The 16422-nt window shown below is 65.3% G+C and carries 15 protein-coding genes and 1 pseudogene; 11 read left to right on the top strand and 5 right to left on the bottom strand.

What is annotated here, in order from left to right; translation table 11 throughout:
• Positions 1-298: 298 nt before the first annotated feature.
• The 4 genes from purB to IEX32_RS18835 all read left to right on the top strand — a co-directional run bounded on the left by purB (position 299) and on the right by IEX32_RS18835 (position 3557).
• On the top strand, positions 299-1612 hold the full coding sequence (gene purB, locus IEX32_RS18820; RefSeq protein ID WP_188773084.1) for an adenylosuccinate lyase: 1314 nt from the start codon (positions 299-301) through the stop codon (positions 1610-1612).
• Between the two features lie 75 nt (positions 1613-1687).
• Complete coding sequence (locus tag IEX32_RS18825) at positions 1688-2038, top strand: LapA family protein (protein WP_188773085.1); 351 nt, start codon at positions 1688-1690, stop codon at positions 2036-2038.
• A 2-nt stretch (positions 2039-2040) separates the two neighbouring features.
• Positions 2041-2730, top strand: coding sequence for an orotidine-5'-phosphate decarboxylase (gene pyrF, locus IEX32_RS18830; RefSeq protein WP_188773086.1), 690 nt, complete (start codon positions 2041-2043; stop codon positions 2728-2730).
• An 80-nt stretch (positions 2731-2810) separates the two neighbouring features.
• Entirely contained in the window at positions 2811-3557 is a 747-nt protein-coding gene (locus IEX32_RS18835; protein WP_188773087.1) for an SIMPL domain-containing protein, read from the top strand.
• Here IEX32_RS18835 and IEX32_RS18840 read toward each other — a convergent pair whose 3' ends face one another.
• The gene (locus IEX32_RS18840) at positions 3558-3980 is read right to left on the bottom strand and encodes a DUF4019 domain-containing protein (protein WP_188773088.1); all 423 of its coding nucleotides are present in this window, start codon (positions 3978-3980) and stop codon (positions 3558-3560) included.
• A gap of 48 nt (positions 3981-4028) precedes the next feature.
• On the opposite strand from IEX32_RS18840, the gene IEX32_RS18845 reads away from it, so the two are divergent.
• A complete protein-coding gene (locus IEX32_RS18845; RefSeq protein WP_188773089.1) occupies positions 4029-4670 on the top strand; it encodes a phosphoribosylanthranilate isomerase in 642 nt (213 codons plus the stop codon).
• 129 nt (positions 4671-4799) lie between these two features.
• On the opposite strand, the gene IEX32_RS18850 is transcribed toward IEX32_RS18845, so the two are convergent.
• On the bottom strand, positions 4800-5267 hold the full coding sequence (locus IEX32_RS18850) for an outer membrane protein (protein ID WP_188773090.1): 468 nt from the start codon (positions 5265-5267) through the stop codon (positions 4800-4802).
• Between the two features lie 248 nt (positions 5268-5515).
• Here IEX32_RS18850 and trpB point away from each other — a divergent pair.
• From trpB to IEX32_RS18865, 3 genes and pseudogenes are all read left to right on the top strand, one after another.
• Positions 5516-6743, top strand: a pseudogene (gene trpB, locus IEX32_RS18855) (tryptophan synthase subunit beta).
• 1 nt (position 6744) lies between these two features.
• Positions 6745-7521 carry a tryptophan synthase subunit alpha gene (gene trpA / locus IEX32_RS18860; protein WP_188773091.1) on the top strand — a complete coding sequence of 259 codons (777 nt, stop codon included), beginning with the start codon at positions 6745-6747 and terminating at the stop codon, positions 7519-7521.
• A gap of 4 nt (positions 7522-7525) precedes the next feature.
• Positions 7526-8860, top strand: a complete 1335-nt coding sequence (locus IEX32_RS18865) for a bifunctional folylpolyglutamate synthase/dihydrofolate synthase (RefSeq protein WP_188773092.1) — start codon at positions 7526-7528, stop codon at positions 8858-8860.
• Here the strand turns inward: IEX32_RS18865 and IEX32_RS18870 are convergent.
• A complete protein-coding gene (locus IEX32_RS18870; protein ID WP_188773093.1) occupies positions 8857-10185 on the bottom strand; it encodes an AmpG family muropeptide MFS transporter in 1329 nt (442 codons plus the stop codon). The genes IEX32_RS18865 and IEX32_RS18870 overlap by 4 nt on opposite strands.
• 96 nt (positions 10186-10281) lie before the next feature.
• Between IEX32_RS18870 and IEX32_RS18875 the strand changes: the two genes are divergently transcribed.
• Positions 10282-11172 (top strand): pseudouridine synthase, encoded by an 891-nt coding sequence (locus IEX32_RS18875; protein WP_188773094.1) that lies wholly within the window; start codon positions 10282-10284, stop codon positions 11170-11172.
• Positions 11169-11714 (top strand): 16S rRNA (guanine(966)-N(2))-methyltransferase RsmD, encoded by a 546-nt coding sequence (gene rsmD / locus IEX32_RS18880; RefSeq protein WP_188773095.1) that lies wholly within the window; start codon positions 11169-11171, stop codon positions 11712-11714. Before IEX32_RS18875 ends, rsmD begins: the two co-directional genes overlap by 4 nt.
• A gap of 51 nt (positions 11715-11765) precedes the next feature.
• Here rsmD and IEX32_RS18885 read toward each other — a convergent pair whose 3' ends face one another.
• Positions 11766-12383, bottom strand: a complete 618-nt coding sequence (locus tag IEX32_RS18885) for a hypothetical protein (protein WP_188773096.1) — start codon at positions 12381-12383, stop codon at positions 11766-11768.
• Positions 12384-12498: 115 nt separating this feature from the next.
• Between IEX32_RS18885 and IEX32_RS18890 the strand changes: the two genes are divergently transcribed.
• On the top strand, positions 12499-14811 hold the full coding sequence (locus IEX32_RS18890; RefSeq protein ID WP_229736498.1) for an ATP-dependent helicase: 2313 nt from the start codon (positions 12499-12501) through the stop codon (positions 14809-14811).
• A 35-nt stretch (positions 14812-14846) separates the two neighbouring features.
• Here IEX32_RS18890 and IEX32_RS18895 read toward each other — a convergent pair whose 3' ends face one another.
• Positions 14847-16178, bottom strand: a complete 1332-nt coding sequence (locus IEX32_RS18895) for a DEAD/DEAH box helicase (protein WP_188773097.1) — start codon at positions 16176-16178, stop codon at positions 14847-14849.
• Between the last annotated feature and the right edge of the window lie 244 nt (positions 16179-16422).

Below are 16422 nucleotides of genomic sequence, written 5' to 3' on the forward strand. Positions count from 1 at the left end.
ATGCGCCAAGCTCGGGATCTCGTTCTACAAGTTCCTCGGCTGCCGCTTCGCCGTTCCCAAAGCACGACACATTCCCTGGTTGCCAGACCTCGTCATCGCAGCTCAAGCATAAATGCCCCGGGATCTGCCCCGGTTACGCCGCAACCGACATGATCGAAAAATCGTGGAGGCTCGTGACGGCCGTGGCTTTTCGCGGAATTCCGATCCGTCGGGGAAAGCCCAACCTCAGCTCGCCCTTGCCTTTCCGCCGCCCTGCCCCTAGCGGCTCTCGCGCGTCAGGCCTCTCAAGGAGTTGAACATGGTCCCCCGTTACGCCCGCCCCGCGATGACCGCGATCTGGGAGCCCGAGGCACGCTATCGCATCTGGTTCGAGATCGAGGCTCATGCCGCCGTCAAGATGGGCGAACTCGGCGTAGTGCCGCGGAGCGCCGGCGAAGCCCTGTGGGGCTGGTGGGCGACCGGGCCCAGGATCGACGTCGCGGCAATCGACGCGATCGAGGCCGTGACCAAGCACGACGTCATCGCCTTCCTCGACTGGGTGGCCCAGCAGGTCGGCCCCGAGGCGCGCTTCATGCATCAGGGCATGACCAGTTCCGACGTGCTCGACACCACGCTCAACGTCCAGCTCGCCGAGGCCGCCGACATCCTCCTGGCCGACCTCGACGACCTGCTTGCCGCCATCAAGCGCCGCGCGGAGGAGCACAAGTACACGCCCTGCATCGGCCGCAGCCACGGCATCCATGCCGAACCGGTCACTTTCGGCCTCAAGATGGCCGAAGCCTATGCCGAGTTCTCGCGCTGCCGTACCCGCCTCGTCGCCGCGCGCGAAGAAATCGCCACTTGCGCCATCTCGGGCGCGGTCGGCACTTTCGCCAATGTCGACCCTTCCGTCGAAGCCTACGTCGCGGAGAAGATGGGCCTCGGCGTGGAGCCGGTCTCGACCCAGGTTATCCCGCGCGACCGGCACGCGATGTTCTTCGCCACGCTGGCGGTGATCGCCAGCTCGATCGAGCGTATTGCCGTTGAGGTCCGCCACCTTCAGCGCACAGAGGTTCTGGAGGCGGAGGAATATTTCTCGCCCGGCCAGAAGGGCTCTTCGGCGATGCCGCACAAGCGCAACCCGGTGCTCACCGAGAATCTCACCGGCCAGGCCCGCATGATCCGCTCCTACGCCTTCCCGGCGATGGAGAACGTGGCCCTGTGGCACGAGCGCGACATCTCGCACTCCTCGGTCGAGCGCTTCATCGGCCCGGATGCCACGATCACGCTCGACTTCGCGCTGGCGCGCCTCACCGGCGTGATCGACAAGCTGCTCGTCTATCCCGAACGCATGCAGAAGAACCTCGATCGCATGGGCGGCCTCGTCCATTCGCAGCGCGTGTTGCTGGCCCTCACCCAGGCCGGCCTCACCCGCGACGAAAGCTACCGCCTCGTCCAGCGCAACGCCATGAAGGTATGGGAATCGGACGGGCAGCTCAGCCTGCTTGAACTGCTCAAGGCCGATCCCGATGTCACCGCCGCGCTTCCGGCCGAAGTGATCGAGGAGAAATTCAACCTCGACTATCATTTCAAGCACGTCGATACGATTTTCGCGCGCGTGTTCGGCAACTAAGCCTTCAGCCCAGTCTTCCAATGCCCTGCATTCGCGCCTAGCATCGCGCAATCCCGGGGGAGCGCAGGAGGAAAAATGCAGGTTGTCCGCACCGTCCTGTGGATCGCGATCACGGCGATCCTTGTGGCATTCATAGCGATGAACTGGACCACGGTTCCGGTTAACTTCTGGCCGCTCGATGACGGCAACTACGTTCACTTCGAATGGCCGGTCGGCGTGGTGGCGCTGCTTTTCTTCCTGCTGGGCATGGTGCCGGTCTGGCTTTACCTGCGGGCCGTGCGCTGGCGCCTGCAACGCCGCATCGCTGCGCTGGAAAATTCGCTGCGCGCAAGTTCCATCCCTTCCGCCGCCCCGCCGGCGGCCGAACCGGCGCCCTCTTCCGCTTCGCTCGAAGCCCCCTTGCCCCCCACTTCCCCGGAACCCTGAGCATGCGCCAGAACCCCGTCTATCTCGCCCTGGACCTGCCCCGCCTCGATCAGGCGGAGGCTTTGGCGCGCAAGGTCGCGGACCATGTTGGCGGGATCAAGCTGGGGCTCGAGTTCTTCTGCGCCCATGGCCATCACGGCGTCCACGAACTGCACAAGCTGGGCCTGCCGATCTTCCTCGACCTCAAGCTGCACGACATTCCCAACACGGTTGCCGCCGCAATGCAGGCGATCCATGTGCTGGAGCCGGAGATCGTCACAGTCCATGCCTCGGGCGGAAGGGCGATGATGGAAGATGCCAAGGCGGCCGCGGGGGAGAACTGCAAGGTCGTTGGCGTAACCGTGCTCACCAGCCTCGACGACGGCGATCTCACCGCGGCGGGCGTGAATTGCAGCTCGCACGATCAGGCACTGCGCCTGGCCGAACTGGCCCACGCAGCCGGACTCGACGGCATCGTCTGCTCCGGCCAGGAGGTCGGCGCGGTGCACCGGCAGTGGAAGGACGGATTCTTCGTTGTCCCCGGCCTGCGCCCCGGCAACGGAAAAAACGGCAACAACCATGGCGACCAGAAACGCATCGTCACCCCGCGCCAGGCGCGCGATGATGGTGCCAGCGTGCTCGTGATCGGCCGCCCCATCAGCCGCGCCGAAGACCCCTTGGCCGCCGCGCGCGCGATCGAAGCGACACTCTGACGGGCACACGGTTCAGCGCACGGAAACCTCAACTGATCCAGACCGTTGCTCCAGTTCCAGACGATGGAGAGAGTGACACGATGAAACGCCTGAGCCTGATCGCCGCCGCTGCCCTTGCCGCTGCCTTGTCCCAGCCTGCCCTGGCGCAGCACACCGACATAGTCCCCAGCATCGCCGCGGGCCACACGTTGTTGACGGTCAATGCCCAGGGCTCGTCCACGCGTGCACCCGACATGGCCACTTTTTCCGCCGGTGTTACGACACAGGGCCAGACCGCCACCGAAGCGCTTTCGGCGAATTCCAGGAAGATGAATCAGGTCATGGCCGCGCTCAAGCGCGCCGGAATCGCCGACAAGGACATCCAGACCAGCAACCTCAGCCTCAATCCCGTCTATTCACAGCCCAAGCGGCTGCCCGACGGCAGCTATGATGGCGAGGCGCGGACGATCGTCGCCTACGAGGCCACCAACAATGTCATGGTCCGCCAGCGCAAGCTGGGCGACATGGGCAAGGTGATCGACGCTCTGGTCGGCGCCGGGGCCAATCAGGTCAACGGCCCGAACTTCATGCTGAGCGAACCCGACGCGGCCAGCGACGAAGCGCGCCTGGAAGCGATGAAGAAGGCCCGCTCTCGTGCCGATCTCTACGCCAGGGCCGCGGGCCTGCGGGTCGTGCGCATCGTCACGATCAGCGAAAGCGGGGGCTATGCGCCGATGCCGCAAATGATGCGCATGGAGGCGATGAAGGCGTCGGACTCCACACCGGTCGCACCGGGCGAGCTGGAGATGACCACGAACGTCACGGTGCAGTTCGAACTGGCCCCGTGATCAGTTCAACATCATGTCCTGCGACTGGATGTGATAGCCGACGAGCGCAAGCTTGCGCTCGTCGCGCTTGCGATAGACGAACTCTTCAGTGCCGGTGCCGTTTTCGAACGTGGTCTGCATGGTCACGGTAACGAACGTACCGCCAGTACCGGAGTTTGCGTTCCAGCCGACCTGCCTGCTTTTGTTGACCGCGCCGAGCTTGCGGCGAACGGCCTCCAGCAACTTGCCGAACTGCTCCCTGCTGGCAGCCTCGCGCAAGTCAGGATCGGCCGCCGCCCACAGCTTCTGCCAGTCCCCCGCATCGAGTGCGGCATGAAACCGGCCGATTTCGACTTCGGCATCCTTGACCGATTCCCTGGCCCCACACCCGGCGAGCATTGCAGCGGCGGCAAATGGTATTAGATAGCGCGCGAAACGGTGCATTCTCGTCCCCGAAAGCAAGGGACGGCATTCATAAACGACGGCGGGACGATGCCAATACCTGAGATCAAGATTTGCGGGATCAGCGAGCCCCTTGCGCTTGACGCGGCCATCAAGGGCCGCGCCGCCTATGCGGGCTTCGTGTTCTTTCCCCCAAGCCCGCGCAATATCACGCCCGCTCAGGCGGCGGCGCTTTCAGCCCGCGCGCAAGGCCGCATCGGGCGGGTCGGCCTTTTCGTCGACGCGGACGATGCGACGATCGGCGAAGCCGTTTCGGCCGCCCATCTCGACGTGTTGCAGCTCCATGGCAAGGAGAGCCCCGAGCGCGCCGCCCAGTTGCGCGCGCGCTTCGCCCTGCCGGTATGGAAGGCCTTGCCGGTCGCCAGCGCAGCGGATGTCGCCGGCGCGCAGGCCTATGCCGGCGCGGTCGACAGGGTGCTGTTCGACGCCAGGACGCCCAAGGGCGCGCTGCCCGGCGGCATGGGATTGAGCTTCGACTGGAAACTGGTCGCGGACTGGAAGGGAGCGCTTGCCTGGGGCCTTGCCGGCGGCCTGACGCCGGAGAATGTCTCCCAGGCGGTCCAGATCACCGGCGCGGCGCTGGTCGACACCTCCTCGGGCGTGGAAAGCGCGCCCGGCGTCAAGGACGTCGACCGTATCGCCGCCTTTTGCCTGGCGGCCCGCTCGGCCTGACCCGCGAACGAGAAAGGGCGGCCCGTTTCGGACCGCCCTTTCCCTGGCTTACGCTCCTCAGGAGCGATTTTGAGCGAAGCAGGCCCGGCAACGCGACTCGGCAGCTACGTTCTGGCCGGGCACCTCCGATCAGAATTTCATGCCGACGCCCACGAGGCCGACATCGGCGTCGGGCGTGTTATCGCCGATAAGCAGGTGCTTGTATTCGACCTTGCCGTAGAGCTTCTGGCCGAAGTCCTGCTGCCAGCCGCCACCGACGCCGACAGCGCTGTTGCAGGTGCTGCACAGCTTCGACTGCCAGCCCGCCAGTGCGTAGAGCTTGCTGCCCGGCATGACCTTGGCGCCGATACGGCCACCTGCGCCCCACGAAACCCGGGTATTGTCGGCCAGTACCTTGTCGGCCGAACCTTCGACGCCGGCGAACAGCTTGTCGCCCAGATCGTAGTCGTAGCCGGCCGCGACGCCCGCGACGGCATCGCTGTCGCTGCCGTTCCAGATCACGCCGCCACGCGCTTCGACGCGGGCCTCGTTCGCCAGAGCGGGAGTGGCTGATGCCGCAACGGCAACAGCGGCGAGCGAAACAAGTGCAATACGCATATCTTTATAACTCCAGTACTTTCCCCCACCCTCATCGGGGGACCACCCGACTGCCCCTCCGGCCATTGCCGTCACCTGAACAAAGTTTTTCAGAAACGTTCAGAAGTGTCGCGATGCCGCGATATTGAGACATGATGTTGTCATTTTCGCTATGGCGGATGAACAGTTTGCAATTGAAAGTCCGCCGATCGTACCTATCGCGCGAACCCTCTGGACTTGACCGCCCTCCTCTGCCAAGCGCCCGGGTTATGACTTCCCAACCGCCCGTAAACAGCCTGCGCGCACTGCCTGACGATACCGGTCATTTCGGCCGGTTCGGTGGGCGCTATGTCGCCGAAACGCTGATGCCGCTGATCCTCGATCTCGAAAAAGAGTATCGCAAGGCGAAGGAAGACCCGGCGTTCCAGGCCGAATTCGACGATCTGCTCAAGCACTTCGTCGGGCGCCCCAGCCCGCTCTACCATGCGCCGCGCATCACCGAGCATTTCCGCAAGCTGGCGCCTGAGGGCCCAAATGGTGAAAAGAGGGGCCCCAGGATCTACTTCAAGCGCGAAGACCTCAACCACACCGGCGCGCACAAGATCAACAACTGCATCGGCCAGATCCTGCTCGCCATCCGCATGGGCAAGACGCGGATCATCGCCGAGACCGGCGCGGGCCAGCACGGCGTCGCCACCGCCACTGTCGCGGCGCGTTTCGGCCTGCCCTGCGTAATCTTCATGGGCGCCAAGGACGTGGAGCGGCAGAAGCCCAACGTGTTCCGCATGAAGCTGCTCGGCGCCGAAGTCGTGCCCGTCACCAGCGGCGCGGAGACGCTCAAGGACGCGATGAACGAGGCGCTGCGCGACTGGGTCGCGAACGTCCATGACACCTTCTACATCATCGGCACCGCCGCCGGCCCGCACCCGTACCCGGAGCTGGTGCGCGATTTCCAGAGCGTGATCGGCACCGAGACGCGCGAGCAGATCCTCGAAGCCGAAGGCCGTTTGCCCGACATGCTGGTGGCGTCGGTCCCACCCCTTCCTCGACGATCCCGACGTCGCGATGGTCGGCATCGAGGCCGCGGGCCACGGCATCGAGAGCGGCCAGCACGCCGCCAGCCTGACGGGCGGACGCCCCGGCATCCTCCACGGCAACAAGACCTACCTGCTGCAGGACGAGGACGGCCAGATCACCGAGGCGCACTCGATCAGCGCCGGCCTCGACTATCCCGGCCTCGGCCCTGAACACTCGTGGCTGCACGAAAGCGGCCGCGTACGCTACGTGCCGATCACCGATGACGAGGCGCTGGAGGCCTTCCAGCTCTGCTGCGCGCTGGAGGGTATCATCCCGGCGCTCGAAAGCGCTCATGCGCTGGCTGCCCTCCCACAGCTCACCGCCGAGATGGATGAGGACAAGATCCTCATCGTCAATGTCTCGGGTCGCGGCGACAAGGACATCTTCACGGTTGCGGACGCGCTGGGGGCGGCAATCTGACATGACCCGCTTCGAAACCGCTTTCGCCAAAGGCCCCGCGCTCGTCTGCTTCATCACCGCCGGTGACGGCGATACCGCCGCCAATCTCGACGCGCTGGTCGAAGGCGGGGCCGACGTGATCGAACTGGGCATGCCCTTCACCGATCCCATGGCCGACGGTCCCGCGATCCAGGAAGCCAACTTGCGCAGTCTCGGCAAGGGCACGCGCACCGCCGACATCTTCCGCATGGCGAGCGAATTCCGCGCCCGCCACCCGCAAGTGCCGCTGGTGCTGATGGGCTATGCCAATCCGATGACGATCCGCGGTCCCGAATGGTTCGCCGGCGAATGCGCCAGGGCCGGCGTTGACGGCGTGATCTGCGTCGACATCCCGCCCGAGGAGGACGCCGAACTTGGCCCGGCGCTGCGCGAGGCGGGCGTCTCGCTGATCCGACTTGCCACTCCGACCACCGACGCTGCGCGGCTCCCGGCCGTCCTCAACGGCTCCTCGGGCTTTCTCTACTACGTCTCTGTCGCGGGAATCACCGGCATGCAGCAGGCGGCGCAAGGCTCGATCGAGGAGGCCGTGGCGAAGCTGAAAGCGGCCAGCGACATTCCCGTCGCGGTCGGCTTCGGCGTGCGCACGCCCGAGCAGGCGAGCCAGATCGCCAAAGTCGCGGACGGCGTCGTCGTTGGCTCGGCGCTGGTCGATATCGTCAAGCAGCATGGCGACGATGCCCCCGGTCCCTTGCGCGAACTGACCTCGGCTCTGGCCGAAGCGGTGCATTCGGCGCGCTGAGACCATGCGCGACTTCGCGGTTTCGGACGATCCGCGCGTCCAGGCCCAGCTAGACCGCCTCGGCGCGCTTACAGTGCCGCAGGGGCGGCTCGGCATAGATACCATCCGCGTCCTGCTGAACCGGCTCGGCAATCCGCAGCGCCATCTCCCGCCGGTCTTTCATGTCGCCGGGACCAACGGCAAGGGATCGACCTGCGCCTTCCTGCGCGCCGCGCTGGAGGCAGCAGGAAAGACCGTCCACGTCTTCACCAGCCCCCATCTCGTGCGTTTCAACGAGCGCATCCGCATCGCCGGCAAGCTGATCGAGGACACGACGCTGGACGCGCTTCTTTCCGAAGTGCTCGACGCGGCCGAGGCGGCCGACATCGGCGCGAGTTTCTTCGAAATCTCGACTGCCGCCGCTTTCCTCGCCTTCGCCCGCACACCCGCCGATGCCTGCGTGGTCGAAGTCGGCCTGGGCGGCCGCTTCGACGCGACCAACGTTCTGGAAAGCCCCGCAGTCTGCGGCATCGCCTCGCTCGGGATCGACCACGAGGCCTTCCTGCTCGCGCCCGAGGAGAATGTGCCGACCGACCCCTTCGTACGCATCGCCTTTGAAAAGGCGGGCATTGTGAAGGCCGGAGTTCCGCTGGTGACCTTCGACTATCCGCCCGCCATGAACGAGACGATCGAACAGCAGGCGACCAAAGCTGGCGCGCGCCTCATTCGCCAGAATCGCGACTGGCGGATCGAACCTGCGCCCGGCGGCTTCGTTTACAGCGACGGTAGCGGAAAACTGACGCTGCCTAGCCCGCGCATGCCGGGCAGGCACCAGATCGCGAATGCCGGGCTCGCGATGGCCATGCTGCGCCACCAGCACGCCCTCGACCTGCCCGAGGCAGCCTGCGCAGCCGCCGTGGAGCGGGCGCACTGGCCCGCCCGATTGCAGGAATTGGGGCAAGGCCCTCTCACCGCTCTGCTGCCGCCGGGCACGCGCTGCTGGCTCGACGGAGGGCACAATCGCGATGCGGGCAACGCGCTTGCCGCGCATTTCGTCGAGCCGGGTAGCATACATCTCGTGCTCGGCATGCTGGCGAACAAGGATCCGAACGCCCTACTTGCGCCGCTGGGCGAACGTCTGGCGAGCGTAACGGTGGTGCCGGTGCCCGGTCATGACCATCATGACCCGGACGCCTTTGCGTACATTCCTCTGATCCCGGAGCCACGGGCGGCGGCGGACGTGGCGCAGGCGCTACGGTCCCTACGGATCGATCCGGCAAAGGGCGAGATCGTGCTGATCGCCGGTTCGCTCTACCTGGCCGGCGTGGTCCTGCGCGAAAATGGCGAACTTCCGGATTAATCCCGCGCGTCGCCCTCGCCGACTTCACCCGCCGTGCCCATCGCGTCGTCGACAAGACCGGTACGCATCATCCACCAGAACAGGACTATGCCCGGCAGGGCCGCGACCGTCGTGAGCAGGTAGAAGTTCACGTAGCCCATTGCCTCGATCAGCGCGCCGGCGGTGGTGCCTGTCAGGAACCGCCCGATCACGCTCGCCCCGGCCGAGATCAGCGCATATTGCGAAGCGGTGAAACGCAGGTCGCACAGGGCGGAGAAGTAGGCGACCACTACCACGCCGCCATAGCCGCTGGCGAAATTCTCGAAGCCGATGGCGCTGGCCATGCCGATATTGCTGTGCCCGGCCATGGCCAGGAGCGCGAAGCTCAGATTCGAGACACCCATCAGGATCAGCGCGATCAGCACCGCCCGCTTGAGTCCGAGCCGCGAATAGATCACGCCGCCGACAAATACCCCCACGATCAGCGCCCAGAAGCCAATGCCGATATCGTAGAGGGCGATCTCGTCGTTGCTGAAACCCAAATCGTCGAACAGCAGGCGGAAAGTCAGGTTGGCGAGGGTGTCGCCGATCTTGTGGACGAGAATGAACAGCAGCACCAGCAAAGCGCCGCTGCGCTGAAAGAATTCGGCGAACGGCCCGGCGATGGAGGCCCATACCTCGCCTAGTCCCCGCTTCTCGCTCACGACCTTGTGGCGCTCCGGTTCACCCAGCACCAGCGCGGTAAGCATGGCGGGAAGCGCGAAGACAGCGCAGGCCGCATAGGCGACATGCCAGTCGAACCGGGCTGCAAGGATAAGCGCAAGCGCCCCCGCCGAAGCCGCGCCGATCCGCCAGCCGTACTGGCTCATCCCCGAACCGACGCCGAGTTGATAGGGCTTTAGCGTTTCGATCCGGTAGGCATCGATCACGATGTCGAAGCTCGCGCCGGCAAGCCCCAGCAGAACGGCGGCGAGTGCCGCCCCTGCAATGTCCTCGGCAGGATTGACCAGCGCGAGGTTCACCGTCGCCGCGATGACGAAAAGGCCGACCACGATCATCCACGATACGCGCTGGCCCAGCCTGCCGATCACCGGAAGCCTCACGCCGTCCACGACCCAGGCCCACAAAGGCTTCAGATTGTAGACGAAGAAAGCGAGCGCGAATGCGGTGATCGTCGATTTCTCGATGCCATCCTGTGAAAGGCGCGTGGTGAGCGTCGCGGCCAGCAAGGCGAAGGGAAAGCCGGAGGAAACGCCCAGAAAGAAGGCCGCAAGCGATTCCTTTTCGAGATAGGGCTTCACGGAAGCCCGGACGCTGCGCCGTTCGTCAATGGTTTCGGCGTCCACGCCCGTCTCCCTTTCCTTGGATGCTCGCCAACTTAGCGACGGTACGAACTATGGGAAGGCTGGATGAACCGGCGATCAACAGCTAAGGCGCGGCGGATGGCAAGACCTCCCCAGAAATCCGGCGGCAAGAAACCCGGTACGACACAGCGAGCCCCGCGCGGCCCGCGCAAGCCGGGTGCCCCCCGGACGCAGCGCCCGGCCGCCACCCCGCCGACGCCGCGCGATCCCTCTCTTCCGCCGCGAGAAGGCGAGCGTATCGCCAAGCTGCTCGCCCGCGCGGGCGTTGCCAGCCGGCGAGAGGCCGAACGGATGATCGAGGAAGGCCGCGTCAAGCTGGGTGACGAGCCGATTACCGCGCCCTCGACGGTGCTCAAGGACCTGCGCGGCGTCACGGTCGATGGCAATCCGGTCAAGGCGCCCGAGGCGACCCGCCTGTTCGTGTTCCACAAGCCTGCCGGCCTCATCACCGCCGAGCGCGATCCGGCGGGCCGGCCGACGATCTACACCGCGTTGAGGAATGCATTGCCACCGGGCGCGGGCCGGGTGATGCCGGTCGGGCGGCTCGACTTCAACACCGAGGGGCTGCTGCTGCTGACCAACGACGGCGAGTTCAAGCGCCAGCTCGAACTGCCCGCTACCGGCGTGCCGCGCACCTACCGGGCCCGCACTTTCGGGACGATCACACAGGCCCAGCTTGAGGATCTGATCGAGGGAATCGAAGTCGACGGCATGCGTTATGGCAAGATCGACGCCAACATGGAGCGCTCCACCGGGCGCAACCAGTGGATTGAACTCACGCTGACCGAAGGCAAGAACCGCGAAGTGCGCCGGGTGCTGGAGCATCTGGGGCTGGAGGTCAGCCGCCTGATCCGCACCGCTTACGGCCCGTTCCGCCTTCTCGACCTGCCCAAGGGCATGGTGATGGAGATCGATCCGAAGGCGCTTGAACGGTTTCGCAAAACCCTGCCGGAACCGCGCCAGCCATGAGAATTGTCGCCGGCGAATGGCGCGGCCGCAAGCTCTCCGCGCCGGAGGGGGACACCACGCGCCCGACAGCCGATCGCACGCGCGAGACGCTGTTCTCGATGCTCGTGAGCCGGCTCGGTACGTTCGAGGGGCTAAAAGTCGCGGACCTTTTCGCGGGATCGGGCGCGCTCGGGCTCGAGGCTCTCTCGCGCGGGGCGGCGCATTGTCTGTTCGTCGAACAGGATCCGGGGGCGATCCGGGCCATCCGCCGCAACATCGCAAACCTGAATGCCCACACGCGATGCGACGTGCGCGCCGGCTCGGCGCTCTCGCTCGGCCCCGCCAAGGAGCCGCTCGATCTCGTGCTGCTGGACCCGCCCTATGACACCGGCGCCGGGAGCGTGGCGATCGACAAGCTGGCCCGGCTGGGCTGGATCGCCGAGACGACCTGGGTCAGCCTCGAGACCGCCAAAGGCGATTCCATCGCGGTCAGGGGCTTCGAGACCGAAACCGTCCGCGACGTCGGCAAGGCACGGCTTCACATTCTTCGGCGTACAGGCTGAACGATGAGGTGCGCCGAGAACGGCGCCCTCATCGCGGGGGACGCAAACGAATCAGACGCCGCCGGGATTGCGGCAACTATCCTGCACGGTCTTGCTGCAGACCGGATACTCCTTGTTCATGGCCGATGCCGGCGGCGGCGTCAGGGCCCCCTTGTAAGGGCCGGCCTCATAGCTCGGATCCGCAGGCATTGCGGGCGGCACGGACTGCCCGGCGGTTTGGGGAGCCGGAGTGCCCGTGATCGGCGTGCCGGGCCCCTGCGGATTGGCCTGAACCTGCGCCGGCCCGGCCGCTAGTCCTTTCATTTGATCGACGACCGACTTCCACGCAAGCTCGCGCTGCGCGGGGGCCAACTTGTAGATCTGCTCCCGCTGTTCGGGCGTCAGCGCCCAGTAACCCTGCTGCTGGTCAGCGGTGAGCGACCAGTAATAGCTCTGGTACTCCGCCGGCCAGGCGTCGTAGTCCGCGCGCTGTTGCTCGGGCCAGGCCTCGTATTGGGCCTGCTGCGCGGGCGTCAGGGTCACGGTTGCACTGCCTTGCGCCATGGGTGCGCCTGCCGGACCGGGTACGGTCGCCGCAGCGTCTTCGTCCGGCATCGGCTGCGCGGAAAGGGCGGCGGGAAGTGCCGCAAGAGCCAGCGCCGAGACACCCGCGATAATCGGATTTCGCATCATCTATCTCCCAGGCCATGTGATAGATTTAGCGACGCCCCAGCCTTCGAAATGTTCCGTCGTTGCGGCAGAGCGACCTTGCGCCGCGATGTTCCGTTCCCTAGTTGTTCACCCGGTGAACAGCTTGCAAGATTCCCCGCCCGGCGGCCTGCCCGCCGACAGCGACGATCCCTTGATCGCGGGGCTCAACGCACCCCAGCGTGAGGCCGTGGCGACGACCGAAGGCCCAGTGCTGATGCTGGCGGGGGCGGGAACCGGCAAGACCGCCGCCCTTACCCGCCGCCTGGCGAACATCGTCCGCAGCCGCCTCGCCTGGCCGAGCGAAGTGCTGTGCGTTACCTTCACCAACAAGGCCGCGCGCGAGATGCGCGAACGGGTCGGCCGACTGATCGGTCCGGCGGTCGAAGGTATGCCCTGGCTCGGCACGTTCCATTCGATCGCGGCGAAAATGCTGCGCCGTCATGCCGAGTTGGTCGGCCTGCAGTCCAACTACACGATCATCGACACCGACGATCAGCTTCGCCTGCTCAAGCAGTTGATCCAGGCCGAAGGCATCGACGACAAGCGCTGGCCGGCCCGCCAGCTTGCCGCCTGCATCGACCGCTGGAAGAACCGCGGCCTGAACCCGCAGGACCTCGATGCGGGCGAAAACGAGGCCTACGCCAATGGCAAGGGACAGAAATTCTACCGGCTCTATCAGGACCGGCTGAAAGCACTCAACGCCTGCGATTTCGGCGATCTCCTGCTGCACATGCTCAATATCCTGCGCACCAACCGCGAGGTGCTGGAACAGTACCAGCAGCGGTTCAAGTACGTCATGGTGGACGAATACCAGGACACCAATCAGGTCCAGTACCTCTGGCTGCGCCTGATCGCGCAAGGGCGCCAGAACATCTGCGTGGTGGGCGACGATGACCAGTCGATCTATTCATGGAGAGGCGCAGAAGTTGCCAATATCCTGCGGTTTGAAAAGGATTTTCCCGGCGCAAAGGTGATCCGGCTGGAGCAGAACTACCGCTCCACGCCGCAGATCCTCGCGGCCGCCTCGGGCCTCATCAACGAGAACAGCCAGCGACTCGGCAAGACGTTGTGGACCGAGCGCCATGCCGGCGACAAGGTTCGCGTCATCGGCGTGTGGGACGCCCCCGAGGAAGCCCGCCGCGTCGGCGACGAGATCGAGCGGCTGGAGCGCGAAGGCGCGCCGCTTGACCAGATGGCCATTCTGGTGCGTGCCCAGTACCAGACCCGCGAGTTCGAAGACCGCTTCATAAGTATCGGCCTCAAGTACAGGATTATTGGCAGTTTCAGGTTCTATGAACGCGCCGAAATCCGCGATGCTCTCGCCTACCTTCGCGTGATCGCCCAGCCCGCCGACGATCTTGCGTTCGAGCGCATCTACAATGCCCCGAAGCGCGGGCTCGGCGCCAAGGCGCTGGAAAAGCTGCACCAGCTCGCGCGGCGACAGGTGATCCCGCTCGCAGCGGCCGCGATCGAGCTTGCCGATACCGACGAACTGCCTGCCCGCGCACGCAACACTTTCCTCTCGCTGATGCGCGACTTCGCCCGATGGCGCGATCTGGAGAAGACCGAAAACCCCGCCGACCTCCTGCGTACCGTGCTGGATGAAAGCGGCTATACCGATGCCCTTCAGGCAGAGCGCACGGCCGATGCCGCCGGCCGGCTGGAAAACCTGGCCGAACTGGCGCGCGCCATGGAAGAATACGAGAGCCTCGGCGATTTCCTCGAGCACGTCAGCCTCGTCATGGACAATGACGCGGCCGGCGAGGAGGAAAAGGTCACGATCATGACCATGCACGCCGCCAAGGGACTCGAGTTCGATCACGTATTCCTGCCCGGCTGGGAAGAAGGCGTGTTCCCCTCGCAGCGATCGCTCGATGAGGGCGGCCTTGCCAGCCTGGAGGAAGAACGCCGCCTCGCCTATGTCGCCATCACGCGCGCGCGGAGGAAATGCACTATCCTCCACGCCGCCAACAGGCGCATCTACGGCCAATGGACCAGTTCCATTCCTTCGCGTTTCATCGCCGAACTTCCCGATGACCACATCGAGAGCGAAACCACGCTATCGGGAGGCGCTTCGCTGTGGCGCGCGCAGTGGTCGGAACACGCCGACCCGTTCGCCGACGTTGCCCGCGCCCAACCTTCGCGGGCGGTTACGCGCGGCCCCGGCTGGCAGCGGGCAGCCACGCGCGAGTTCGACCCCAAGCCGCGCCGCATTGCCGAGACTACCCGCAGCGCCGCCAGCTTCGCCGCCAAGCCGCGCGCCGACATCACGCCCGGTGCGCGCGTATTCCACGAAAAGTTCGGCTATGGCACGGTCGCCGCGCAGGAAGGCAACAAGCTGGAGATCGATTTCGAGCAATCGGGCCGCAAGCGCGTGATCGACAGCTTCGTGAAACTGGCCGAGTAGAGCCGAGTAGGCCGGCCGGATTTCGGGGGCAGTCCCTAGGCCAGCGCCGAAACGCCGAGGAAGTCCGGCACGGGGCCGTTCCAGCCATCATCGGCAGATTCGGGCTCCGCGCGGCGCGGACGGCGTTCGCGACGCGGCTCCTCGGCACGCGGTTCGCGGCGCGGGCTGCGCTGCTCGGTCCGGCTCTCGCGCGGCTCGCGCGCTTCGCGCTTGGGCCTGGGCTTTTCCTCGCGCTCCTCAGCCGGTTCCTCGATCGCCAGTTCGAAAACGGGGATCTTGCCGCCCGTCAGCTTCTCGACGTTGCCGATCGCCTCGGCATCTTCTGGAGCGACAAAGGTGAAGGCCCGTCCGGTGGCGCCAGCACGGCCGGTCCGGCCGATACGGTGGATATAGTCATCCGGATGCCACGGCGTGTCGAAGTTGAAGACGTGGCTGACACCCTTCACGTCGAGACCGCGCGCGGCGACATCGGAAGCAACAAGGATGTTGAGATCGCCGGCCTTGAAACGATCGAGTTCGGCAATTCGCGACGACTGGTCCATATCGCCATGGATTTCGCCCGCTGAAAAGCCGTGGCGCTTCAGGCTCTGGGCCAGCTCGCGCACGGTAGTCTTGCGATTGCAGAAGACGATCGCGGTCGAAACGTTGTCGGTCCGCAGCAGGTGGCGCAGGACGTCACGCTTCTTGCGCGCGTTCACCGCGATCTTGTGCTGGACGATGTTGATATTGGCCGTCGCGGGCCGCGCCACCTCGATGTACTTCGGGTTCGACAGGAAGCGATCGGCCAGCTTCTTGATCGGCGGCGGCATCGTCGCCGAAAAGAGCATCGTCTGCCGCGTGGTCGGCAGCTTCGAACAGATGTTCTCGATGTCCGGAATGAAGCCCATATCGAGCATCCGGTCGGCCTCGTCGATAACGAGCAGTTCGCAGCCCGTGAGAAGGATCTTCCCGCGCTCGAACAGATCCATCAGACGACCGGGCGTGGCGATCAACACATCGACGCCTTCGGACAGGGTCTTGAGCTGATCGCCCATCTGCACGCCGCCGATCAGCAGCGCCATCTTGAGATCGTGGTTCTTCCCGTACTTCTCGAAGTTTTCGGACACCTGCGCGGCCAGTTCGCGAGTCGGCTCCAGGATCAGCGAGCGCGGCATCAGCGCGCGGCGGCGGCCATGAGCGAGAATATCGATCATCGGCAGAACGAAGCTGGCGGTCTTGCCGGTGCCGGTCTGGGCGATGCCGATCAGATCCTTCATCATCAGCACCGGCGGAATCGCCTGCGCCTGAATAGGAGTCGGTTCGGTATAGCCCGCGGCTTCGACCGCTTGCAGCAATTCGTCAGACAGGCCGAGATCGGCAAAGCTCATAGGCAATCAGGTTTCCGGAAAATATGAGGCATCATGTAGCACCGGCGCAAGCGGGACGGAATGTCCCCAGACGACCAAAGCGCAACTGCGCGCGCCCTATGCGGGAAACGATGCCGAAGTCAAGGAATTCCGCGCCGCGACACGGCAACGAGTCCAGGTTAACGAATTTGGGGCTGGAGGAGTGAAGTGAGGAAGGCCGGGTTCCATCCGGCGGCTTTGCGGGCGGTTTTGATGGATTTCTTGC

The organism is Novosphingobium endophyticum, from assembly GCF_014640675.1.
Lineage (GTDB): Bacteria > Pseudomonadota > Alphaproteobacteria > Sphingomonadales > Sphingomonadaceae > Novosphingobium > Novosphingobium endophyticum.

Coding starts and splice junctions, on each gene's coding strand:
- purB (WP_188773084.1), top strand. CDS start 299: ATGGTCCCCCGTTACGCCCGCCCCGCGATGACCGCGATCTGGGAGCCC.
- IEX32_RS18825 (WP_188773085.1), top strand. CDS start 1,688: ATGCAGGTTGTCCGCACCGTCCTGTGGATCGCGATCACGGCGATCCTT.
- pyrF (WP_188773086.1), top strand. CDS start 2,041: ATGCGCCAGAACCCCGTCTATCTCGCCCTGGACCTGCCCCGCCTCGAT.
- IEX32_RS18835 (WP_188773087.1), top strand. CDS start 2,811: ATGAAACGCCTGAGCCTGATCGCCGCCGCTGCCCTTGCCGCTGCCTTG.
- IEX32_RS18840 (WP_188773088.1), bottom strand. CDS start 3,980: ATGCACCGTTTCGCGCGCTATCTAATACCATTTGCCGCCGCTGCAATG.
- IEX32_RS18845 (WP_188773089.1), top strand. CDS start 4,029: ATGCCAATACCTGAGATCAAGATTTGCGGGATCAGCGAGCCCCTTGCG.
- IEX32_RS18850 (WP_188773090.1), bottom strand. CDS start 5,267: ATGCGTATTGCACTTGTTTCGCTCGCCGCTGTTGCCGTTGCGGCATCA.
- trpA (WP_188773091.1), top strand. CDS start 6,745: ATGACCCGCTTCGAAACCGCTTTCGCCAAAGGCCCCGCGCTCGTCTGC.
- IEX32_RS18865 (WP_188773092.1), top strand. CDS start 7,526: ATGCGCGACTTCGCGGTTTCGGACGATCCGCGCGTCCAGGCCCAGCTA.
- IEX32_RS18875 (WP_188773094.1), top strand. CDS start 10,282: ATGGCAAGACCTCCCCAGAAATCCGGCGGCAAGAAACCCGGTACGACA.
- rsmD (WP_188773095.1), top strand. CDS start 11,169: ATGAGAATTGTCGCCGGCGAATGGCGCGGCCGCAAGCTCTCCGCGCCG.
- IEX32_RS18885 (WP_188773096.1), bottom strand. CDS start 12,383: ATGCGAAATCCGATTATCGCGGGTGTCTCGGCGCTGGCTCTTGCGGCA.
- IEX32_RS18895 (WP_188773097.1), bottom strand. CDS start 16,178: ATGAGCTTTGCCGATCTCGGCCTGTCTGACGAATTGCTGCAAGCGGTC.